The organism is Pseudomonas sp. Soil_N_39 (genome assembly GCF_057655955.1).
In genome coordinates this window covers 401,511-422,916 of sequence record NZ_JBDGLI010000001.1, presented here as the reverse complement: position 1 = coordinate 422,916, position 21,406 = coordinate 401,511, and the positions used below count along the sequence as shown (strand labels likewise).

The 21,406-nt window shown below is 57.6% G+C and carries 24 protein-coding genes, 1 tRNA gene and 3 pseudogenes; 11 read left to right on the top strand and 17 right to left on the bottom strand.

All coding sequences use genetic code 11. The features are described 5' to 3' along the window. Positions 1-5: 5 nt before the first annotated feature. From AC3A5O_RS01800 to AC3A5O_RS01790, 3 genes are read left to right on the top strand one after another with little or no spacing between them, the layout of a single operon-like run. Positions 6-443 carry a GNAT family N-acetyltransferase gene (locus AC3A5O_RS01800; protein WP_205929580.1) on the top strand — a complete coding sequence of 146 codons (438 nt, stop codon included), beginning with the start codon at positions 6-8 and terminating at the stop codon, positions 441-443. Beyond that, on the top strand, positions 440-1,153 hold the full coding sequence (locus tag AC3A5O_RS01795) for an AzlC family ABC transporter permease (RefSeq protein ID WP_053117411.1): 714 nt from the start codon (positions 440-442) through the stop codon (positions 1,151-1,153). Before AC3A5O_RS01800 ends, AC3A5O_RS01795 begins: the two co-directional genes overlap by 4 nt. Further along, entirely contained in the window at positions 1,132-1,449 is a 318-nt protein-coding gene (locus AC3A5O_RS01790; protein WP_487752796.1) for an AzlD domain-containing protein, read from the top strand. The genes AC3A5O_RS01795 and AC3A5O_RS01790 overlap by 22 nt, the downstream gene beginning before the upstream one ends. On the opposite strand, the gene AC3A5O_RS01785 is transcribed toward AC3A5O_RS01790, so the two are convergent. Further along, positions 1,366-2,292: a LysR family transcriptional regulator gene (locus AC3A5O_RS01785; protein WP_487752795.1), complete on the bottom strand. Its 927-nt coding sequence runs from the start codon at positions 2,290-2,292 to the stop codon at positions 1,366-1,368. The two genes, AC3A5O_RS01790 and AC3A5O_RS01785, sit on opposite strands and share 84 nt — an antisense overlap. A 393-nt stretch (positions 2,293-2,685) precedes the next feature. Between AC3A5O_RS01785 and AC3A5O_RS01780 the strand changes: the two genes are divergently transcribed. The 3 genes from AC3A5O_RS01780 (at position 2,686) to AC3A5O_RS01770 (ending at position 4,651) form a co-directional block, all read left to right on the top strand. Further along, positions 2,686-3,237, top strand: coding sequence for a PBECR2 nuclease fold domain-containing protein (locus tag AC3A5O_RS01780; protein WP_487752794.1), 552 nt, complete (start codon positions 2,686-2,688; stop codon positions 3,235-3,237). Positions 3,238-3,563: 326 nt separating this feature from the next. Further along, complete coding sequence (locus AC3A5O_RS01775) at positions 3,564-3,974, top strand: MbcA/ParS/Xre antitoxin family protein (protein ID WP_014336071.1); 411 nt, start codon at positions 3,564-3,566, stop codon at positions 3,972-3,974. After that, on the top strand, positions 3,974-4,651 hold the full coding sequence (locus AC3A5O_RS01770) for an RES family NAD+ phosphorylase (protein ID WP_305469260.1): 678 nt from the start codon (positions 3,974-3,976) through the stop codon (positions 4,649-4,651). The genes AC3A5O_RS01775 and AC3A5O_RS01770 overlap by 1 nt, the downstream gene beginning before the upstream one ends. Before the next feature lie 141 nt (positions 4,652-4,792). Here the strand turns inward: AC3A5O_RS01770 and AC3A5O_RS01765 are convergent, their stop codons facing one another. Next, a complete protein-coding gene (locus tag AC3A5O_RS01765; protein WP_122565225.1) occupies positions 4,793-6,400 on the bottom strand; it encodes a methyl-accepting chemotaxis protein in 1,608 nt (535 codons plus the stop codon). A 261-nt stretch (positions 6,401-6,661) separates the two neighbouring features. Here AC3A5O_RS01765 and AC3A5O_RS01760 point away from each other — a divergent pair, with 261 nt between their 5' ends. Together AC3A5O_RS01760 and AC3A5O_RS01755 are read left to right on the top strand one after the other, a co-directional pair. After that, positions 6,662-6,979, top strand: coding sequence for a transcriptional regulator (locus AC3A5O_RS01760; RefSeq protein ID WP_487752793.1), 318 nt, complete (start codon positions 6,662-6,664; stop codon positions 6,977-6,979). Further along, complete coding sequence (locus tag AC3A5O_RS01755) at positions 6,969-7,253, top strand: helix-turn-helix domain-containing protein (RefSeq protein ID WP_178082461.1); 285 nt, start codon at positions 6,969-6,971, stop codon at positions 7,251-7,253. The genes AC3A5O_RS01760 and AC3A5O_RS01755 overlap by 11 nt, the downstream gene beginning before the upstream one ends. A 163-nt stretch (positions 7,254-7,416) precedes the next feature. Here the strand turns inward: AC3A5O_RS01755 and AC3A5O_RS01750 are convergent, their stop codons facing one another. Then, positions 7,417-7,695 (bottom strand): DUF3077 domain-containing protein, encoded by a 279-nt coding sequence (locus AC3A5O_RS01750; RefSeq protein WP_024619250.1) that lies wholly within the window; start codon positions 7,693-7,695, stop codon positions 7,417-7,419. 389 nt (positions 7,696-8,084) lie between these two features. On the opposite strand from AC3A5O_RS01750, the gene AC3A5O_RS01745 reads away from it, so the two are divergent. Further along, positions 8,085-8,294 (top strand): hypothetical protein, encoded by a 210-nt coding sequence (locus tag AC3A5O_RS01745; RefSeq protein WP_487752792.1) that lies wholly within the window; start codon positions 8,085-8,087, stop codon positions 8,292-8,294. A 352-nt stretch (positions 8,295-8,646) separates the two neighbouring features. Here AC3A5O_RS01745 and AC3A5O_RS01740 read toward each other — a convergent pair whose 3' ends face one another. From AC3A5O_RS01740 to AC3A5O_RS01730, 3 genes are all read right to left on the bottom strand, one after another. After that, positions 8,647-9,024, bottom strand: coding sequence for a hypothetical protein (locus AC3A5O_RS01740; RefSeq protein ID WP_487752791.1), 378 nt, complete (start codon positions 9,022-9,024; stop codon positions 8,647-8,649). 28 nt (positions 9,025-9,052) lie between these two features. After that, the gene (locus tag AC3A5O_RS01735) at positions 9,053-9,568 is read right to left on the bottom strand and encodes a DUF262 domain-containing protein (RefSeq protein WP_487752790.1); all 516 of its coding nucleotides are present in this window, start codon (positions 9,566-9,568) and stop codon (positions 9,053-9,055) included. 111 nt (positions 9,569-9,679) lie between these two features. Further along, positions 9,680-10,240, bottom strand: coding sequence for a hypothetical protein (locus tag AC3A5O_RS01730; protein ID WP_487752789.1), 561 nt, complete (start codon positions 10,238-10,240; stop codon positions 9,680-9,682). A gap of 279 nt (positions 10,241-10,519) precedes the next feature. Between AC3A5O_RS01730 and AC3A5O_RS01725 the strand changes: the two are divergent. Continuing rightward, positions 10,520-11,162 (top strand): annotated as a pseudogene (locus AC3A5O_RS01725) (BRCT domain-containing protein). 166 nt (positions 11,163-11,328) lie between these two features. On the opposite strand, the gene AC3A5O_RS01720 reads toward AC3A5O_RS01725, so the two are convergent. From AC3A5O_RS01720 to AC3A5O_RS01690, 7 genes and pseudogenes are all read right to left on the bottom strand, one after another. Further along, a tRNA-Thr gene (locus tag AC3A5O_RS01720) sits at positions 11,329-11,404 on the bottom strand. Between the two features lie 75 nt (positions 11,405-11,479). Continuing rightward, positions 11,480-12,154 (bottom strand): annotated as a pseudogene (locus AC3A5O_RS01715) (FkbM family methyltransferase). A 216-nt stretch (positions 12,155-12,370) separates the two neighbouring features. After that, on the bottom strand, positions 12,371-13,603 hold the full coding sequence (locus AC3A5O_RS01710) for a methyltransferase (RefSeq protein ID WP_487752788.1): 1,233 nt from the start codon (positions 13,601-13,603) through the stop codon (positions 12,371-12,373). Continuing rightward, a complete protein-coding gene (locus AC3A5O_RS01705; RefSeq protein ID WP_122565229.1) occupies positions 13,584-14,273 on the bottom strand; it encodes an ABC transporter permease in 690 nt (229 codons plus the stop codon). Before AC3A5O_RS01705 ends, AC3A5O_RS01710 begins: the two co-directional genes overlap by 20 nt. After that, entirely contained in the window at positions 14,270-14,965 is a 696-nt protein-coding gene (locus tag AC3A5O_RS01700; protein WP_122565230.1) for an ABC transporter permease, read from the bottom strand. The genes AC3A5O_RS01705 and AC3A5O_RS01700 overlap by 4 nt, the downstream gene beginning before the upstream one ends. Before the next feature lie 77 nt (positions 14,966-15,042). Continuing rightward, the gene (locus tag AC3A5O_RS01695) at positions 15,043-15,792 is read right to left on the bottom strand and encodes an ABC transporter substrate-binding protein (RefSeq protein ID WP_122565231.1); all 750 of its coding nucleotides are present in this window, start codon (positions 15,790-15,792) and stop codon (positions 15,043-15,045) included. Positions 15,793-15,805: 13 nt separating this feature from the next. Next, complete coding sequence (locus AC3A5O_RS01690) at positions 15,806-16,579, bottom strand: ABC transporter ATP-binding protein (RefSeq protein ID WP_014336086.1); 774 nt, start codon at positions 16,577-16,579, stop codon at positions 15,806-15,808. Positions 16,580-16,956: 377 nt separating this feature from the next. Here AC3A5O_RS01690 and AC3A5O_RS01685 point away from each other — a divergent pair, with 377 nt between their 5' ends. Then, on the top strand, positions 16,957-17,394 hold the full coding sequence (locus AC3A5O_RS01685) for a flagellar hook assembly protein FlgD (RefSeq protein ID WP_305469283.1): 438 nt from the start codon (positions 16,957-16,959) through the stop codon (positions 17,392-17,394). Positions 17,395-17,403: 9 nt separating this feature from the next. Here AC3A5O_RS01685 and AC3A5O_RS01680 read toward each other — a convergent pair whose 3' ends face one another. The 4 genes and pseudogenes from AC3A5O_RS01680 to AC3A5O_RS01665 all read right to left on the bottom strand — a co-directional run. Next, entirely contained in the window at positions 17,404-17,850 is a 447-nt protein-coding gene (locus AC3A5O_RS01680) for a hypothetical protein (RefSeq protein WP_122565233.1), read from the bottom strand. A gap of 40 nt (positions 17,851-17,890) precedes the next feature. Then, complete coding sequence (locus AC3A5O_RS01675; RefSeq protein ID WP_487752787.1) at positions 17,891-20,125, bottom strand: ATP-binding protein; 2,235 nt, start codon at positions 20,123-20,125, stop codon at positions 17,891-17,893. Then, positions 20,122-20,727: a biliverdin-producing heme oxygenase gene (locus AC3A5O_RS01670; RefSeq protein ID WP_122565235.1), complete on the bottom strand. Its 606-nt coding sequence runs from the start codon at positions 20,725-20,727 to the stop codon at positions 20,122-20,124. Before AC3A5O_RS01670 ends, AC3A5O_RS01675 begins: the two co-directional genes overlap by 4 nt. A gap of 193 nt (positions 20,728-20,920) precedes the next feature. After that, positions 20,921-21,277, bottom strand: a pseudogene (locus AC3A5O_RS01665) (DUF1016 N-terminal domain-containing protein); the annotation flags it as partial. Positions 21,278-21,406 lie beyond the last annotated feature (129 nt).

The following is a 21,406-nucleotide window of genomic DNA, read 5'->3' as shown; positions in this document are numbered from 1 at the left end:
AACCCATGGACGAGCCGACGCAGCAAGTCCTGCTGCGCCGGGCGATGATCCGGGACGCCGAGCGACTGGAGCGGTTCTTTCGCGGTTTCGACGAAGTGTCTTTCTGCGAGTGGCAGGACGCCCGATTCTTGCGTGGTGTGTTATTACAGGAAACCACCACCGCCTACCTGGCCATCGATGCGAGCGGCGAAGTAGTGGGCGCGGTGATCGGCGGCATGCTCGGTACCCGTGGCACGATCAATCACTTGGCGGTCAGCCCGCGGCATCGCACCAGAGGCCTGGGCCAGCGCCTGGTCGAGGCCGCATCGGCGGACATGAAGCGGGTCGGCGTGCTGCGCATGTTCCTTTTCGTCGACGATGCTAATCTGGCCGGCAAGCGTTTCTGGGCCGCCCAGGGGTTCTGTGAGCCCCGGGGTGAAATCACCTTCGAGAGGGATTTATGAACAAGACTTCCAGCCAGCCGCTGGCGGTCGAACCACAAGCCTCGCGTACCTTTGCTGAAGCCAGTCCGGTGGTAGCGGGTTATTTCACGGTTTCGTTTGTGTTCGGTCTGATGGCGGTCAACGCCGGGCTGCCCCTGTGGTTGCCGGTGGCGATGTGCCTGTTCGTCTACGCGGGCGCTTCGCAATTCGCAGCGCTGGCGTTGATTTCCAGCGGTGCGTCACTGACCACCATCGTGCTCACTACGTTCCTGATCAATGCTCGGCACATGCTGATGTCGGTCTACATGGCCAAGGCTCTGCGTGCGCTGGGGCTCAGTCGTTTCGAGCGCTGGTGCTACGCGGCAGGGCTGACCGACGAGTCATTCGCTTTCCACAGCGTCAAGCTTGGCAGCGGGGCGCCGGTGAGCGTGCGCTACCTGGTTGGCTTCAACCTGTTCTGCCATACGTCCTGGGTGCTCGGTGGCTTGCTGGGCGCGGTGTGCGCGCAATACGCGGCGCACCTCATCAAATACCAGCTCGACTATGCGCTGACGGCGATGATGCTCTATGTGCTGGTTTCGTTGTGCGACACCCGTAACAAACTGATCGCAGCCCTGGCGGCTGTCGTCTGCATGGGCGGGCTGAGCCTGCTGGGCAGCTCGCCGTTCAATGTCTTCATTGCCACGTTCGTTGGCTGCGGGGTGGGCGTATGCTTGACCAAACGTTCCTGATTCTGGTCGTGGTCCTGATGATGGCGGTGACCTTCCTGCCGCGGGCCCTGCCGCTGCAGATCAATACCGACCACTGGCCGCCCTTCGTCGCCCGTGCCCTGGAATACCTGCCAGTGGCGATCGTCGCTGCCATCAGCCTGACCCCGTTGTTGATCAAGGACCAGCAGATACAGCTTGATCGCCCTGAGTTTTATGCCGCGATTCCGACGCTGTTATGTGCGTATTTCAGCCGCAACCTGTTTCTCAGTGTGGCGCTGGGCACGGCGGCGTACATCGCGCTCGGTTCGTTGCTGTAGCGTCAGGTCCACCACATCATGCAGCGCCTGGCCAGACAGCTCCGGATTATTCACGGCCAGGCGGACCTCAAGGAAATCCTCGAAGTCCGGGAAAATCGCCAGGCCGTTGCGCAACGCTGCCTCCAGGGACACCAGTCCCAAGCCATCGAGCTGGGTGATCAGCGACAACGTCAGCGTTTCACTGCAGGAATACACCATCCGCTGGCTCGACCCGTATTCGCCCAGGCCAGCGTCGAGAAAGCGCAGGAAACTGTGGGAATACGGACATTCTTCTGCCGGACGCACCTGAAACTTGCCACCCAGCAGGCCAAGGGAATCGTCTTCGTCGCCACAATGGGCGCCAACCACCTGCACCTGCACATCCGGCATAGTGATGCTGGTAAAGCCGCCCGGTTGCTGCCCGATAAGGATCGCCAGGTCAAAATCTTCGTTCCTGAGCTTGCTCAGGTTCTCCATCGACTCGGCGTAGCTGAATTCCAATTGATATTGGGGGAACACGGCGATCAACCGATCAATCATCCGCCGGTTGAACTCCGCCGGCAGGGTGGTATTGAGCGCCACTCTGAGCGTGCGCTGTCGCGGCGTCTTGAGCGCCGCGACTTTTTCCTCCAATTGCCGGGTGGCAATCAGCACCTGATCCATGAAAGGGGTCAATTCCGAGCCCTGGCTCGTCAACGTCAGGCCCTTGTTCGAGCGCCGGAACAACCGGAAACCGAACTGTTCCTCGACCTTGTTCAACTGCGCCGCCAACGCCTGTACCGTGAGGCACGAATGCTCGGCCGCTGCCGACAACGAGCCGGTCTGCACGATACGCATAAGGTTGCGTAGGGTTCTGCTATCCATGAGGTAATGCCCTCTGCTTAAGTGGGCTCGCTATTGTTGTGCACCTGGGCCGGGCCAGGTGGTCATGCTGGCTATCATCATGCACCTTGCCACGCTTGTCGCGATTTTGTGCCGAAAAGCGCTGGCTGGCGATGGTTGGAGCTTATGCGGGATTTGGGGATTTTGCCGGTTTGGCGTGAATTGGCTTGTATCGTTCGCCTGGTTAACGCTTTGCCTGCAACCTTGTCAGAAACTTCCCAGGAAAGAAAAGGCTCTGGCTGATATCCCGCGTGTTGTTCGAACGGTTGAAATGTGGCGCTTACATTAGAGAAGCATCGCCACGTCTGGATCGTTTGGATAAAGGTAATTACCGGCGTCTACGAAACATGCAAGTGGTTGCTGAAGGTCACTTGCATGAATCTTCCTGGGACGAAGGAGGTGTCTGGGCAAACAAGCTGGAAAAATCTTGGCTTGCCCGATATTCGAGATATTTCGGTCGCACCAACGGCCTCCCCAGTGCGGGAATTACCCGGTGCAGTTGACTTCGACAGTGCCCTGAAACAAGTAGCCCTGGGTTTTGGGCTGCAGGAAGGTATGGATACTGTCTGGATAGATACACCGTATGTGCCGGTGATTGTCAGGCGGCGCTACCTTTTACATATCGTTGAGAAAAGACCCAACGCTCGAGAGCGCTTCACGGAATTTGCAGTGGATACGGTGCGCAACCCTTTGGAGATTTGGCGGGTTCTTTATTCTGATGGGTCGTATCGTCTCGCGTTCATCGGCGCTTACGCGGCGAAATACCAGATGCTTGTGGTGATCAATGTCGATCATGGACAGGTACTCTGGAATTTCATGAATTGCGATAAAAAACACTCAACAAGCACAGACATGGCCATTTGGTTTATCAGCGATGCCTGGCCCCCCAAGAATGAAAAAAGCAGCCCAAGGGCTGCTTTTTTTTGAAGAGGCGCTTGATATTGTGCTCCCTCAAGCAGGGGAGAAGAGGTCTCACCCGAGCGCTGATGTTCAGGTTATCAACGGGGTTCCTAACGCCGACTATCGCCACCTGAAGGCAGTCGGTTTCGCGCTCTTGAGGCCGATTTTCTGACATGGCTAAGGTTTATGTCAATCCCGTCCCCCTGTTCTTCTTCAAGTCAGAAATGTAACAAGAGGAAGCGTGGAAAATTATCTACTCAGGCTTTTTTATTCGTATACGAATAAAAACTTAAAAATAATCCATATATGTACTATCCTCTAAGCACCACCCCGCTAAAAAGGAGCCCAAACCCATGGCGACTTCCTCCATCACCCTCAACGCACAGCAACAATTGGACTCCCCGGACGCGGGTCGAGTCGCGTTGAAGTTTTTCTTCAATCTCATGGCGCTCTGGGGCTGCAGCGTCGAGCAGCAACGCACATTGCTGGGCAAGGTGGGAAATACGACTTTCTACAAATACAAACAATTGCCGGAAAACGTGAAGCTGCCTCGCGATACGCTGGAGCGCATTTCATACCTCATGGGTATTCACAAGGCCCTGAGCATCATCTTCAGCAACAGCCGTGACCGTGCCTATCAGTGGATCAGCAGCCCGAATACCGCGGCACCGTTCAACGGTCAGTCGGCGCTGTCCTACATGTTGACCGGGCGGGTGGTGGACATCGCCGATGTGCGGCGATACCTCGATGGAGTGCGCGGCTGATGGTGCCACCACTGACGGACCCGCAATGGAAACGGGCCTATCGGATCGTCAACAGCAGCTTCCCCCCGATTTCGCTGTTTGAAGACGTACTCGACCCTGAAGACCTGCCCACGGCTTACGCCCTGGAGGCGTTGACCAATGACCGGCTGATGGAACAAGCCGGCGTGCTGTCCCGGGTCCGCCCCGAGGACCGCGTTTCCGGGCCCGGCTCCTCGCCGGTGATGGCGGCGTTTACCCACATCGGCAAAAGCAGCCGCTTCAGCGACGGCACCTTCGGCGTCTACTACGCCGCCAGCAGCCAGGAAGCCGCCATTGCCGAAACTTGCTACCACCAGGCACGATTTCTCGGGGCGACCAACGAGCCAGACCTGGAATTGACCATGCGCACCTACGTCAACAAGGTCGTCAAACCCCTGCACGACATCCGCCACGACTACCCCCACCTCCACAATCCGGACCCTACGGCCTACGGCCCATCCCAGGTGTTCGCCCGACAGCTGCGGGAAACCTTGTCTTGGGGGCTGCTGTACAACAGCGTCCGCCTGCCTGGCCATGAATGCGTGGCCGCGTTTCGCCCCCCGGCGGTGTCGATTCCGGTGCAGGGCAAGCATATTCGATACGTCTGGAGCGCCCAGAAGCGGGAGATTTCGTTTGTGTTTGAGGTGAGTCAGGTGTGAGCCAGGGCTTTTTATCGCGTTTTATGGCTGAGCAATAATTATTGCCCAGCCATAATTTTCAATAATTGACGATTATTGAAACTGGCGGCTGCTGTGCAGCCCAGCGGGAGCCAGCTCCTTGGCCACAAAAGTGTCGACTGATCAAATCTTGAACTGCTGCACCGAAGCCTGCATCGATCCCGCCGCATCGTTCAATTGATCCGCCGTTTGCGTCAGGTTGTGAATCGAGCGGGTGTTCTCACGGGATTGCTCGGCAATCGACTCCACTCGCTGGGCCATCTCGTCACTGGCTTTGGATTGCTCGGCAATCGTCTGGGAAATCTCCTCCACCACTTCGGCCGCATGCCGGGCACCAGTGCGGATTTCGCTGATGGAGACCCCGGCCTGTTGGGCCAGGTTGACACCTTCGTCCACGCGGCTGACGCACGCCTGCATGTTCGCCACCGCGTCCCGTGCGCTGGACTGGATGCGCTCGATCATCGCGGTGATTTCCTGGGTGGACTGCGTCGTGCGCGCCGCCAGGTTGCGCACTTCGTCGGCCACTACCGCAAAACCGCGCCCCGCCTCACCGGCGCGGGCCGCTTCGATGGCGGCGTTGAGGGCCAGCAAGTTGGTCTGTTCGGCGATGCTCTTGATCACCTGGATGATGGAGTGAATGTCTTCAGACGAGGCGTCCAGCGCCGTGATCTTGCTGGACGACTGGTTGACCACCTCGGCGATCCGGTTCATGCCTTCTACCACCCCGAGAATCACTTGGCCGCCGCTGCTCGCCAAATGTTCGGACTGCGCCGAAATCGTCCGGGCGCTGTCGGCGTGCTGATGGATCTGGCTGATGTTCGCCATCATCTGCTCCATGCTCGCCGCCATGCTGGTCGCGCTTTGGGCCTGCTGATCGGCGCTGGACACAATCTGCCGCGCCGTATCGCCCAAATTCTGGGACGTGCCGTGTAATTCATCGCTCTGGTTGCGGATGGTGGCGATCATCTGCCGCAGATTGGTCTGCATTTGCTCGATCACGCCTTGCAACTGACCCAGTTCATCCTTGCTCTGAGCCCCCATCGAGCGCTGCAAATCCCCTTGGGAAATCGCCTGGGTATTGAGGATGATCTTGTTCAGCGGCGTCAGCACCGCCTTGAGCAGGCTCCACGACAACAGCGCCAGCGCCACGCAGGTGGCCAACAACGTCGCGATCAGCCAGCGCTCCGAGGTGTGAATGCTGTGGTCCTGATGCTCGCGCGATGACTGTGCCTGGTTTTCGATCAGCTCGCTCACCGCCTCGTTGCGCTCCTCCAACGCCGAAAACGCCCCGTCGAACTCCGCCCGCAACGCCTGGCCATCCTGGGCGCCATTCAGCGCCTTGCCGATCACTTGCTTGGCTTTATCGATGTAGGTTTCGACCTGTGGCTTGAGCTCGCCAATCGCCTTGGCGACATCCCCCGGCAACTTCGCCTCGGCGTTTTCGGCGATGACCTTGCGCATCCGCTGCGTATGCTCATCGAACGCCTCCAGCACCTCTTTCGCCCCCTGGGCATCCCCCGGCTTCACCAGCAGCGCGGCCAGCACATCGGCACGAATGGCGTCGTGCATCATGTCCGCCTCCATGTGCTTGCGCATGGCCGAAATACTGGTCTCGTTCTGCACCAGGGCCTCGGTCATGGAGTGATAACCCCACAGCCCGATACCACCGAGCAGCAACGCAAAGGAAAGACTGACCAACCCCGAGCCTATGACCTTGGTGCGGATCTTCATTGCCTACTGCTCCTGGAGCGGGGGAATTCTGGGAAAGTGTAGTCGAGTGCCGGCCGAGCCTTGGGTCAGGCGATGCTCTTATCTGAGGCTATCGGCGGAGGAAATGATTTGATGAATTCGCTGCAAGCTCGTGGCGAGGGGGCTTGCTCCCGCTGGAGTGAGCGCAAAGTCGTGGAGAGACGATGGACGTACAGCTAGGAAGGCTCCCATCAGACAAACGCGTCTTGTCGGACTATACGGCAAGGCCGTATAGTCCGACACATGTACACGATTATCGAAACTGAAATTTTCAAACGTTATGCGCAGTCCATCTGGGACGATGGCGAACGTCACGAGTTCATTACTTGGCTGGCGGCCAATCCGCTGATCGGTGATGTCGTTCCTGGCAGCGGAGGTTTGCGAAAGGTCCGTTGGTCCCGTAGCGGAATGGGCAAACGAGGTGGCGCACGTGTCATTTATTACAACACGCTTGCCGAAGGCTCTATTTGGTTGCTGATCGCCTACACCAAGGCGAAATTCGACAATTTACCCACAGCCTTCCTCAAGCAACTGAAGGAGGAAATCAGCAATGGTCAATGAACTGGAGCAGTTCCAGCAAGACTTGTTGGATTCTGTACGTCAAATGAAAGCTGGCAAGGCGGCTCGTATAACAGAAGTACCTTTATCGGCTGCCGCCCAAGCGCGAGCCAAAGTGGGGGTCTCTCAAAATGCGTTCGCCAAATTGCTCGGAGTCAGTTTGCGCACTCTGCAAGACTGGGAACAGGGGCGTCGTCAACCAACAGGAGCTGCGCAGACATTGTTGAGAGTCGCGACTCAGCATCCTGAAGCCCTACGTGATTTACAGGTGGTTTGACCTCCTGACAATTTATAGACGGAAAACGGGGCAGATTAATTTAGTGCCTGTCTACTCATTGCAGCCAGTCATCGTGGTCTGCCCCGGAACTACTCCGTAACCCCCGTGGCGAGGGAGCGTGCTCCCGTGCCCCGCTCAGTGAGCAGCATTGCACCAGTAGCTCTTAAGCAGGATTGCTCCCCGGCGCCTCCAGCACCTTCACCACGTCATCGATGACGGCCTTGCTCATATCCTGCAAATAACACGACGCCCAGGCATACCGGTCCGTACTGCGGATCATCGCCGCGTCCTCGGCCAGGACCTTGGCAACGTGGAGCAGGTCGGAAGCGTGGGACAGGGCTTCGCCGATGGGGATGCCGCTGTTGACACGGAATAGCGGGCGGTCGGAGTGGTAGCAGAAGGGGGTTAGGCCTGGGGTTTTGAGGTCTTGCGGGTTTGGCATTGTCTGGCTCCTTGACTTGAAAGAGCTGCCACCGACCTTCTCACAGGTTGGGGTGGCAGCCATGCGCGGGGTGAGAATCCGGCAATCAAGGCAACCGGTAGACCCGAAGGTCTCCCACGCACAGCCGCCATAAAACGACATCGCAGGCGAAAAAAAACGCCGCGATGGATTATGGGCGCTTTTGCGCCTTGATTGCTTCGGGTTCTCACGCCCGGTCACTGAATTGGCAGCGACGGTCAGAGAGTAGCGGGCGATTGAGGAGGCTGCAATCGTGGCGTGATGCTGGCGGGTGAGGTTTAGGTATTTTTATGGATGGGCAATAATTTACATCCCTGTCGAAATAGCCGGCTATCGACGCGCGAAGTCGAGCGATTGGAGGAGATTTCCGTTTGGATGATGAATGCGAGCAATTTCAGCAGGACGTGTTCGACTCTGAACATCAAATGGCAGCGGGAAAAGCCATGCGGGTTGTGGCGCACAAGGGCCAATTGTCCTCCAAGTCGGTCCTGACGAACGAGGATGATGTAGCCTTGATCCTTAAGGTGCGAGAGCGGCTTGCCGCTCCACAGCGGGTTAAAGTTTCAATGGATGATCTATAGCCCTGAGTTCGGTGGGCAGGCAGGACTGACTCAGTCGGAAGGATACCTTCCAATGAGATCGTGAAGGTGGTGCTTGCTCAAGCCGTCGTAACTTTTCCGCCGTAGAGGTCTCCGTTCAAGGTAAGTTCGCCTCCAATAATCAGGTGGTAGCGATGTCTGCCCGGCGTTGGAGCAGGAAAGAGTCCTCAAAAGCTCCCTTGAGAGGCCAGCGTAGGGGCAGTCTAGTCCATTGCCTCCAGTAATCGTAGTCTGTCCCCGAATTTGTGCCCCCGAATTCGTTGAATTTTCGGTTAAAGCCAGTCGCGCGACGCTTATTTATAGGTACCGCATTAATGGCTATTGCCTATTGAAACTAATTTAGTTGTTCCGCGCTTTTAATTATTTCCCAGAATATTCTCTCTCTTTCTGCTCGTTTAGATTTGTCTGACGTGGATCGAGACGAAACCTCTGCATAGGATGCAATGTCGGTGTCCTCCGGAAGAAAATCATTGTTCTTGGCACGGACAACTAACTCGGTAAGGCGTCGCTTTACTTCGTCAATATTTTGGAAGTACAAGCGGTCTAGTGAGTTGTTGTATTCAAGGCAGACGCCGAACAGAGAGTGGAATACACCCTTGGATTTGAAAAGTGGTAAGTTTTCTTTGTCCAAAATAGTTTTTATTAAGCCAATGGTCGAGTTGAACGAGTTTTCATGTTCGACTTCCATAGGGAATTCATCGTCGTACTCCATGTAAGCGAGTTCTAGCAGGTCTTTTTTGTTAGTGATTCCATACACTTGTCTTAACAAAAAGCTCGCTAACATATTCAATGTCAAGCATCCTGCGAACATCTCTTGCAGTAAAAAGTCCAATGCTCTGGAAGTAAGGGTTGTCTGCTAGTCGCTCAGCTAATTGCTTGAAATGACCTGTGTATCTTGCATTTCGCAGCTCTTGATCGTTGAGGACGATGTTGTTGGTGTTTAGCCTAGTGAAAATGTTACGGATTTCATCATCATTTGTCTTTCTAAGGAAGCGAACCACGATTTTGTAATCCCAGAACAATTCCTTCTGCTCAACATTTAGATCTCTAAAGTATTGGCCTTTCCAATTGTCATTAATAGGCAGTGGAAATGAGTTGTCAATGAATTGCAAGATAGATGTTATCCGCTGCTGGCCGTCCACAACGATATGCTGCTGATCTCCAGTGTCAGTGTCCGTCTGAACCTGCATATAAACTTCTGGAAATGGAAGGTTACTTAGGATGGTGTCCATCAAGAGGGAGCGTTCCTTATCCATCCAAACGGCTCTTCTTTGGAACTTAGGACTTATCTGTAAGCTATCATCACTCTTTAGGCGATTAAACCATGCGATGGTTTGTAGACTAACTTCGTATTCCATAGGTATCCCTTATCTTTTTACGGCGCGGATTCCACGCACGTAATAGTCAATTGTTTCGTCCATGTTTCGGAAGTACATCATATTGACGGCTCTATAGCCAACCGATATGTTCGAGTACTTGTTTGTCAGCTTCTCATACCGCTGTCGCAATGTTGATTTTAGCGATGGAACCCATTTAGGTGAAACAAAGCCAGAATAAACATTTTCTCCGTTCCTCCGCAGGGAGTGTCTCGCATCTAGGCCCATTGAATAGTACTGATTTCTGTGGAAGGATCTTAATTCATCCCACGTTTGTAAGTAGTGTTCGGCGCAAATAATTGCTATGTCAATATCGGACTTTACGTGGAATTCGCTTAGATTTTTTTCAGGATTTAAACTGAATTTCCAATTTGCCGAGCCGACGATGGCAATCCGATAAGCATTTTGATGATCTTGCTTAATAATGTCTAGATAATCACTGTACTCTGCTGCGGTTTCAAAGGCATGTATCGATTTCTTCAGTATGAACTCTTCCGCAATGTTTTTTGGTGCTTGGGATTTAATGAGTTTCTTGAAGTCGTTGAGGTTCATTTTAATGCGCCATCCTGATGCGCTTTATGTAAACCAATTGTCGTTGATGTCGCTGCTAATTCATAGCATACCTGAGAAATTACTGCGATATGAAACGGCTATAGAAGAGAGCGCTACCCAGCATGAAGCTATCGAGCGCGCGTCTACGCGAGGGGAAAGGAGGCGATTTTTTTCCTTGAAAAAAGAGGGCGCGCGCAGGAGTGCTAGGTTGAACCCAGCACTTCCTCAGTTGGCAATGTTTTAGTGTCGAGCCAATACACGCCCGAAGGAAAATTCGTAATGGGCCTACATAACAAATTTGAAAACAGCAACCTCTTCCACCGCCCCCGCATTGATCAACGCGTCGCCGATGCCCTAGTGGGGTTGGCTGCTGGAATAGCGTTGGACGGTATCGTGAAAACCAACGAAGCGGTTTTTCTAAAGCAATGGTTGGAAGGCAACCTCGCCTGTCTGAATGACCCGGTGATCAATCTGGCCTATTCGCGTTTGGCGTCCATGCTTCGGGATGATGCTCTGGACCCGGATGAGTCTCTTGAGCTGCTTAACGTTCTGAGTAGTTTTTCTGGCGTGGGCATCGATAGATCGCAGGTCGGCGGAGCTTTTCGCCGTTGTTCCTACTGACCTTCCGTTCAATTTCCCAGCCCCTGATTTGGTATGGGATGGCCGAATGTTTGTATTCACAGGCGTCATGGCCTTTGGGCTACGCAAAGATTGTCAGGCATTGGTCGAGGAGCGTGGCGGTTTGATTGGGGGCGGGGTGAGTAAGAAGGTGCATTACCTGGTGGTCGGCAGCGTGGGTAATGAGCAATGGCGCCACAGCACCTACGGAACGAAGATCATGAAGGCAGTGGAACTGCGGGAGGCGGGTGCTTCGATTGCCATTGTGGGTGAGGATCACTGGCAAAAGATGTTGTTTGGTTGAGCTGGTCTAGGAAACGCACCCCGTTGTCTTGGCCGAAAGATTGTCGGTGGGTTTGGTGCCTCATCGCGAGCAAGCTCGCTCCCACAGGTTTTTCAGGGTTTGGACGAAAAGTGAACACCCCAGAAACAACAAAGCCCCCGCATTTCTGCGAGGGCTTTGTTTTGTATGGTGCCGGCACCAGGAGTCGAACCCGGGACCTACTGATTACAAGTCAGTTGCTCTACCAACTGAGCTATACCGGCGTGTGGGCGACGATTATAGCGATTGGGTGCGTTCTGTAAACCCCTGAATTCTGACTATTTTTGCGCAGGTCCGGCTTAGGCGCGGTGCAGCAGGTTGCGCAGTTTGTTCAGGGCTCGCCAGGTGCGGCTGTTTTGCATGGCATGGAGTTGGGCTTCGGCTTGTTCAGCCCGTTGCAGGGCGACACTGAGTTGTTGGTTCGTGTCGTCGACGGGGTGGCTGAATTTGTGGCCTTTGCAGAGTTGGAAGCCGTCGAGGTTGCACGGGGGGATGTCGAAGGCGGGTTTGAGGGCCAGGTGTTCTTCGGCGAGGTAGTAGGTGTTGATGCCGTCGAACAGGATGGACTGGTAGCCGGCGTCGGTCACCAGGGTTTCCCAGACCTGGTCGCGGGCCCATGGGTTTCGATGAGGATGATCCAGGGGCGCCAGCGGGTGAAGTCCATGCCGCGCAGCACGGTTTCTTCGTGGCCCTCGACGTCGATTTTCAGGAAGTGGATGGGGCGGTCCAGGGCGTATTGCTCGCAGATGGCGGCCAGGGTGCGGGACTGGACGGTCTGGTTGCGCACGTCCATGCCGGCGTCGCGGTGTTGTTGGCAGAGCGCGTCGTAGTAGGCCGACACTGGCTCGATGTTTGCCGCGCCAGCTGCGGTCGTAAAACGCACGGGTGCCCGAATCATCTGTCGGATGGTTGGCGCCGACGTCGAGGTAAAAGCCGTTTTCCACCGAAGGGCGGGCACTGAATTCGGCGGTTATGTCGTTTTGCTTAGACGCTTATGCACAACGGGCAGGATGAGTCGCGGTGCATCTTGCGATTTTGTGACCGCTTTCGCGTTTCGTCGCAAATGCCTGTTTTCATGGTTTTTTATCCATATGAACAAAAAATGACCAATGCTGATTCGGTCAGGAAATCACGGATTTCTGGGATCCGAGTTTATTTCATCAACAGAGTTATCCACAGGCTGTTTCGTCTCAGTAACGCTCTGCCAGCAACAACAGATTGCGTGGTGTCAGCGGCGTTTCGCAGAAGGTGCCGAGGCGAACGTCGTAGCCTTTTTGCGTGAGGAAAAGCGCCCGGTCCAGCACCAGCCAAAGCTCCAACGGCCGTCGGAAAAGGCCTCGCAGCAACTCCAGGTTGCGCACCTCGGCCAGGCGCTGGTGGCCCGCTGCTTCCAAGGCGAGCCAATCAGGCGTGCCGACTGTGGATAAGTCTTTCAGGGCCGCCAGATCGGTGCAGTACTGGGCGAAGGATTTTTCCAGCCAAACGGTGGGCAGTGACGGCGTGGGCAGGTAGTCGTCACACCCTCTGATTTGCCGTTGCAGCAAATCGAAGCCCAGGCGCCAGGCCATGGAGTGGTCCCGTTGTCTTCTGACGCGCGCGCCGGCGGTGACGGTTTCGGTCAGGGGCAGGCTGAGATCGTCGAGCGACAGCTGTAGGGCAGAGCCCTTGGCGGCGTCGGACAGCGCTTGATAGCGCTCGGTGTTGATGCGGTTGTAACAGCACGGCGCGATAGCCAGTTGTGCACAACCAGCGGCGCTGGCCAGCTGTATCAAGCGCACATGCAGGTCACCGCAGGCGTGCAGAGCCACGGGCGTATATTCGGGGTGGAGCGCCTGGGTGGCGTCTGCCGCTAGCACGTCTTGTTGCAGGTGCGTGGCAGGCAGGCGATGGCGCAGGCTCAGTTGTTGGCCGCTGGCGACCAGTGCGGGGTCGTACTCCAGGCAGGTCAGTTGCTGTTCGTTGTGTAGCAGGCGTCGACCGAGATGGCCTTTGCCGGCGCACCAGTCCAGCCAGTGGGTTGGCCGGGTGGTGAAGCGCAGGCGACTGGCGAAGGCTTCGATCTGCTGCCATTTACGCCCGGGCACGTCGACGTTCAGGCGGTGGCTTGGCGCTTCGAGCGTGCTGGCAGGCAATTCTGCGACAGCGCTCAATGCGCGGGAGATTGTGGCCAATTCCGGGAAGGGCGCTGGTGCGTCTTCCATCAACCACGGCTGATGATGGTCGTTTTCCGCAGCTTCCAGCGAACGCTGGCGTAGCCATCGGGCCAATTCTGGGTGAGACGTTTCCCAAGGCAACTGCAGATGGGTGAACGGGCGCGGTTTCCACAGTGCCTGGTGCGCCGTGAGAAAAACGTCCAGTGCCGTGAAGCGGGCGAGCAATGCCTCGCCCGTCAGCAGGCCGCTGTCAGCGTCCTTGGCAGGCATCGACGCGCAACCAGCGTTCCAGCTGCTTGAAGCCTTGCACCAACACGAAGGACATCAGCAGGTAGAACATGCCAGCCGCGAAGAAGATCTCCACCGGCAGGTAGGTCCGGGCAATGATGGTGCGGGCCATGCCGGTGAGTTCCAGTAGGGTCACGGTGCTCGCCAGGGCGCTGGCCTTGAGCATCAGGATCACTTCGTTACTGTAGGCCGGCAGGCCGATGCGCGCGGCGCGGGGCAGCATGATGTAGAAAAGCGCCTTGGGCCGCGACATGCCCAGGGCCCGTGCGGCTTCGATCTCGCCCTTTGGGATGGCCTGGATCGCGCCGCGCAGGATCTCGGCGATGTAGGCGGCGGTGTGCAGGGTCATGGTGACCGTAGCGCACCAGAACGGGTCTCGCAGGTACGGCCACAGCGCGCTGCTGCGCACGGCATCGAATTGCGCCAGGCCGTAGTAGACCAAAAACAGCTGGACCAGCAGCGGCGTGCCACGGAAAAAGAAGATGTAGGCGTAGGGCAATGCCCGCACCTGCCACAGGCGCGAAGAGCGGGCGATGCCCAGTGGGATCGCCAGCAGCAGCCCGGCGATCACGGCGATGGCCACCAGCTCCAGGGTCAGTGTCGCGCCCTGGGCCAGCTTCGGTAGCCACTTGATGATGACGTCCCAGTTCATTGGGTGCTCCTGGTAAATCCACGGGCGGCGCGTCGTTCCAGCAGGTGCATGCCGATCATGGCGAGCACCGTCAGGCCCAGGTACATGAACGCTGCGACCGTATAGAAGGTGAACGGTTGCTTGGACACGGTCACGCCGATTTGCGCATGGCGCATGATTTCTTCCAGGCCGATCACCGAGACCAACGCGGTGTCCTTCATCAGGATCATGAACAGGTTGCCCAAGCCAGGCAGGGCGATGCGCCACATCTGCGGCATGATCAACCGGGTAAAGATCCGCCACTTCGACAGGCCCAGGGCAACACCGGCCTCACGGTGGCCCTTCGGGATCGCCAGGATCGCGCCGCGAAACACTTCGGTGGCGTAGGCGCCAAAGCACAGGCCCAGGGCAATGACCCCGGCGGCGAAGGCGTCAAGGGCGAGGTCGGGTTTGCCGAAATACTCACCCAGGGCACGCATCAGGTTGACGGTGCCGAAATAGATCAGCAGCACCCAGAGCAATTCCGGGATGCCGCGAACCAGCGTCGAATAGGTGCCGCCCAGCCATTGCAGCGGCTTGTAGGGCGAGGTCTTGGCCAAGGCGCCGAGCAGGCCGAGCACCAGCCCCAGGCAGAGGGCCGTGAGCGCCAACTTGACGGTCATCAGCGCGCCGGCGGCGAGCGCCGGGCCGAATCCGTAGAGATCGATCATCATGGGTAAGAGTTCATATCGCGGCAGGCTTTGCTAAGGGCCGGCGCTGCTGGGAGCCGCGCCGGCCAGGCACGCCAGCATCAATAGATGCTGAACGGGAAGTACTTGTCGTTGATCTTTTTATAGGTGCCGTCGGCAACAATTTCTTTCAAGGCAGCGTTCAGCTTGTCGCGCAGCGGGTCACCCTTGCGCACGGCGATGCCGATCTTGTCGCCCTCTACCACCGGGTCACCTTTGAATTCGTAAGCACGGCCAGCGTCGGTTTTCAGCCAGTCGTAGTTCACGTATTTGTCTGCCAGGATTCCGTCGAGACGGCCGGAGGTCAGGTCCAGGTAGGCGTTTTCCTGAGTGTCGTAGAGTTTCAGTTCGACGCCTTCCATGTTGTCTTCCATCCAGGTGCCGGCGAGCGTGGAGCGCTGTGCCCCGATGACTTTGCCCTGGAGAGATTCTTTATCGATTTTGAAATCGACGTCTTTCGGTGCAATGAATTGCAGTTTGTTGGAGTAGTACGGGTCGGTGAAGTCCACGGCCTGCTTGCGTTCTTCGTTGATCGACAGCGAAGAAATCAGGAAGTCGAACTTCTTGGCGTTCAGGGCCGGGATGATGCCGTCCCAGTCGGAGGTGACCACTTCGCACTCGACTTCCATCTTGGCGCACAGGGCGTCGCCGATGTCTTTATCGAAACCCACGACCTGGCCGCTGGCGTCCTTGTTGTTGAACGGCGGATAGGCCGCTTCGATGCCCATCTTCAGCTTTTCGGCCGCCATGGCACTGGCCGAGAAGACCAGGCTGGCCGCTGCGGCCACGAGGAATTTCTTGTAGGTCTGCATGTGTACTGCTCCGTTAGCGGTTGCTGGACATGAATTGTTTGCAGCGCGCCGAAAGCGGGTTCTCGAAGACCTGCTGTGGCGATCCTTGCTCCTCGACCAGGCCTTGATGAAGGAACACGACTTCGCTGGAAACCTGACGGGCGAAGCCCATTTCATGGGTGACCAGCAGCATGGTGCGTCCTTCTTCGGCCAGGGCGCGGATCACACTAAGTACTTCCTGGACCATTTCCGGGTCAAGGGCGGAGGTGGGTTCGTCGAACAGAATCACCTTGGGCTGCATCGCCAGCGTGCGGGCGATGGCCGCGCGTTGTTGCTGGCCGCCAGACAGTTCGGCCGGGTAGGCGTGGCGCTTGTCGGCGATACCGACCTTGGCCAGCAGTGCTTCGGCGACTTCGACGGCTTCAGCCTTGCTCTGGCCAAGCACCCGGCGCGGGGCTTCGATGATGTTATCGAGCACGCTCATGTGCGGCCAGAGGTTGAAGTTCTGGAAAACAAAACCGATCTCGCTGCGCAGGCGGTTGATCTGTTTGCCGTCGGCGGCCACCAGCTCACCGTTCTTGGCGGCCTTGAGCTTGAGTTCTTCGCCGGCCACCAGGATCTGGCCCTGGTTGGGGTTTTCCAGCAGGTTGATGCAACGCAGAAACGTGGACTTGCCGGACCCGGAGGATCCGAGGATCGAGATCACATCGCCGTCGCGGGCGGTCAGCGAGACGCCTTTGAGCACCTCCAGCTGTCCGTAGCGTTTGTGCAAATTGCGGATTTCAAGCGCGGGCGTGGCCTGGGCCATGTGCGGTCCTCATGGTATGTGCTCCCTTGCTGTTGGCTGCCTTCCTTGGCGAGGCGGCCAAGCTAGCATGCGTCCGAATGGCAGCCAACAGCGCTACGGGCGGTAAACCGGTGATGTGCGGCAGGTTGTCGCATCGGCACAGCAGACTGTCGCGCCATCAACAACCGAACGGCCGTTTGAACCCTGTTTGCCGGTGAAAAACCCGGGGAGTCGCGTAAAAAAAGGCGCGATGGTGCCAGCTTTGGGCGGGGGTTGGAAGGGTTAACCGGATGAGCGTGCTATTCCGATTGGCATTCGACTCAACTTCCAATCGGTCTGAACATCGATGTTCATAAATCGATCAAACGAGGTGGCGTCCAATATCAGGAGTTGTGGTCATGAAGTCGCTATTTTGCCTCATCGTGTTAGGCGCGCTGCTTTTTCCCGTCATGCTCAACGCCACCAACCTCGCCCCTGTAGACAACACAGGCGTCCAGGTCCACCCCATGCAGCAGAACGGCATCACGTATCTGTCCGGCGGTATCGGCGAGGACGAAGCTCGGGCCATCGGGCAGGCCCAGGGTTACAACGTGCACATGACCTTTGCGATCGGCCCGGAAAATAAGTACGTCCCGGATGTGGACGTGACCGTGCAGAACGCATCGGGACAAACAGTGCTGACCCTCAGCGATGCCGGGCCGCTGGTTTATGTGCAACTGCCGCCGGGCAAGTACAACGTGGTGGCGACGCGCAACGGTGAGGCGCGGCGCGACACCGCTGAGGTAGGCAGCGGGGCCGCACGCAACCTGGTGTTCCATTGGAACAGTGACGAATAGCCGGTCGGCTTATTCGCTGGCGGGTTCTTCCAGGGTCTGGCGATAGCGGTCCAGCGCCTCGCTGAAGTCCTTGATGAACTCCGGTGTGCTGAGCCAGCGTTGGGCGGTCTCGCGGTCCATGTCATCGACCCACATGCGGTAATCCACCAGCATGTCGGCGGCCAGGTTGGTCGCCGCCATGCTTTCGTTTTCGGCGTTTTTCAGGTCGAGCAGGCCTGGGCGTTCGATGATCATCACGCTCAGGGACGTGAGCAGCGTATCGAGCATTTCACTGCGGCTGACGGCCTCGGCTTCGCGCAGCTTGGCGAACAGTTCCAGCACGTAGACCGGTGGCTGAGCTGTGGCGTGGGCCGGGTCACCATACATCGGGATGGATTTGCGCCCGGTCATGCGGATCTGCTTGGCTTTGTCTTTGGCGCGCTTGGCGCGTTTTTGCTGTTTGTTCAGTGAGGCCATTGGGCTTCGGTTTCCAATTCGTTAGGGGACGGTGCCCGGCTCAGTCGATTTTCGGCACGGTAAAGCGGAATTCGCTGCCCTGGCCTGGCTGGCTTTCGGCGTGCAGTTTACCGCCATGGGCCTGGACAATCCCCTTGGAAATGTACAACCCCAGCCCGGTGCCGTTCGGGTTGCCTTCCTTGGTCGTCCAGTAGCGCTCGAAAACATGAGGCAATTGCTCTGGCGCAATCCCTTCACCGGTGTCGCGGACGCTGAACACGATCTCGTTACCGACGGACATCGCACTGATGCCCACCGAGCCCTGCTGCGGCGTGAACTTGATGGCATTGCCGATCAGGTTGGACAGCACCTGGAACAGCCGCTCGGGGTCGGCGTTGATCCTCAGGTTGGGTTCGGCATGGAAGGAAATGTCGATCGCCTTGGCAGTGGCCAGCGGCGTCAGTAGCGAGCAGGCGTCGTCGAAGATCTGGCTGACGTCCATCGGCTGGGGATTGATGGTGTAGCGCCCGGCATCGATGCGTGAAGTGTCTAGCAGGTCTTCCAGCAGCGTGTTCATGCGGCTGGTGGCCTGTTGCATGGTGTCGATGGCGGAAGAAATTCGCTTGGAACTGTGGGATCCGTCCGAGCTGAAGGCCTTTTGCATCATGCCGCAGAGCATGGAAATGACCGTCATCGGGCTGCGCAGGTCATGGGAAACCACGGCCACCAGTTCATCGCGCGCTTGTACGGCCAGGCGCTCTTTGTGCACCTGGCGGGCCAGGTCGTTTTCCAAGGCCGAGCGGCGCAGGTCGTTGGCGGCAAACAGATCGCCATGGGTCCATTTGGCACTGATGCCGGCCATTTCGACTTTCCAGATCTCGAAAGACGTCCGGGGCCGTAGGCGCAGGCCGGTCTCGCTGTTTTCCAGGTCCAGGGGTTTTTGCGGGTCGCCGCTCCATTGGAGGGTTTGCTTCACCTCGGGGCGGAACCACAGCACGCCGTTTTCCACAGGCTTGGGCAGGTGGATCGCCAGCACGCCGCTCGCCACGTCCTGATAAGTCTGGGCAGGTGCGAAGACGCTGCTCAGGTTGTGGTGGGAAAACACGGGCTTGCCGGTTTCCAGGATCCATTTGTGCAGCTCGCGGATCTGCTCCGGTTCCGGGCACTGGCCATGGCGATGCAGTTTGTTGTTCTCGAAAATCGCCACGCCGCTGGCGCCGGTCAGGTCCATGAGCCGTTGCGGCTCGTGGGACAAGCCGTCGAATACGTTATCGCTGGATTCGGCCATGACCGCGGCGAGGACCTTGAGGTCTTCCAGCTTGGCGTCCCGTTGCCGGGTCAGTTCCAGGGCCTGCATGGCGCTGATCTGCAATGACAGCACCTGGCCGATGGTCTGGCAGGCCATGCGCATTTCATGAGGAACCAGCAGCGGCTGGCGATTGCCGCAACTGATCAGTCCCCACAAGCGTTCACCTTCCATCAGCGAGATGCTCATGGACGACAGCACGCCCATGTTTTTCATGTACTGGCGGTGGATCGGCGAGACGCTGCGCAGTGTGGCAAAACTCAGGTCCAGGGGTGCCAGGGTGTCGGGGCGCAGTTCCGGGACCAGCGGCACCGGCGCGTAGTCGGCGTTGGGGATGATCCGCAGCCAGTTGGTGCGATACAGCTCGCGGGCCTGTTCGGGAATATCCGATGCCGGGAAAAACAGGCCTTTGTAGAGCTCCATCGACGGCGCGCTGGCCTCGGCAATCACCTGGCCGTGGCCTTCTTCCTCGAAGCGGTAGATCAGCACCCGGTCGTAACCGGTCATGGCCTGGATTTCCCGCACGCTGATTTCGTACAGGGCCTGAAGGGTTTTCGCACTTTGCAGGCGTTGCAGCATGCGGCCCATGTTGGCCTCGCCGCTGACGCCTTCGGGGCGATAGTCGCTCAGGTGCTGTTCCAGTTCGATGATCAGGGCGCCCTGGTGGCGATGCACCAGGGCATCAAAACGCTGCTGATTCACGACAATGGCCACGGGCGCGTTGTCGCTTTCCGGCGCGGCGCGGCAGGCGATGAGGATCGCCTCGGCCTGTTCCAGCCCCAACAGTGCATCGAGTGTCTGGCCCAACAACCTGTGGGGATCTTGCGCCATCAATTGCAGCACGTTGGCGCTGATCTGACGGATCACGAAATCGGGCTCGGACAGCATCAACAACACGCCGTGAGGTTGGATGGCCCCAGGAAAGCGAATCGGTTCGTCTGCACAATTGGCCAGCAGTTCTTCGAAGGCTTCCTGGTTTTCCGGGGTCATAACAGTACCTTTTGGCTGTCCAGCCAGTGTTCAAAATGAGAGAACGTCGCCTTGGCGGCGCGTGTGACTTCGAACACCTGGGCCTCGCCAAGGTTCCTGTCGTCCAGGTATTGGAGGAAATCCCTCCAGCGTCGGCCGGTGAGTTCGCCATACACATTGAGAAAGGCCGCGCCGCTGGAAGCATCAAGGCCGAGCTGCTCGGCCACCCTGCGCCGCAGGATCTGCCCGCCGAGGGTCGCGCCTTCCAGTACGTAGGAAACGCCGAGCGCGGCGGCTCGGGAGTCGATTCGCGGAAGTGCCTGGCAAAGGGGCAATGCCTCGATAGCCGCTTCATCCAGGCCCAGTGCCGCGAGGTCGGCTCGCAATACCGGGAGTTTGATGCGCAAGGATTGGTCCAGCCCGGTTGGAATCAACGCCAGCACATGAAGCCGTTGCTCCAGCGGCTGATAAAAACCGTAGTAGGCCGCCATCAGGCGCCGGTACAGATCCAGGTCCAACTGTTGCGAGAAAAACGGCAAGCGTTTTTCCAGGGCTACGTGCAGTTCAGCGGTTTCGGTCCGCAATGCCTGGATCAGGGAAGGGTGAGGCGCGGCCGGTGACATGCAGGATGAAGCTCATTGACTGAAGCATTGCTGGAAAAAAAGCGCATGAATATTACATGGGTTTTTTGAGTGCGCGGTCATTGGCTTTTACTCCTTCAAGTCGCTGCGCCCGATCGCCCCTTCCTCGAGGCGCGCCTGTTCACGGTCCAGCTCGTTGCGCAGTTCTTCTTCGGTGGGGAGCACCAGCTGATACTTCGACGCGTAGCAGCGTTCGATAGTGAGTCCAGCTCAATTCATGACGCAGTGCGTCACAGATTGGAAACGCCTGATAAAAGAGGCGCATGTAGCGCAAATTTGAAGCATCAAACCCTTTCCCAAACCGCGCCGTCAACACCTTCGCCAACGACGGTAGCAACCTTGCACCATAGGCCGCCCGTTCGGCGCCGCCTTGTTCAAATTCGATGATATGCCGGCCGATCTGCCAGCAGGTTTGCACTTGGAGCGTATCGACGGCACGCAGAACCTTCTGGCGTGCCTGGCGAATCAGCTCGCCGAGTTCGTTGATCAAGGGGGCGAGCTGAGGGGCATCTTGGGGCAGCAGTGGCGTCATCGCAGTGTCCAGCCATTGAGAGGGGCAGACCGCAAGGATGCTCCGGGCGACGTTTCGATGATGCCGGACGAGGCTGATTGCTTGGGAGGAAAAATAGCTGATTGACGCAGGACGGGTATGACGCCGCCC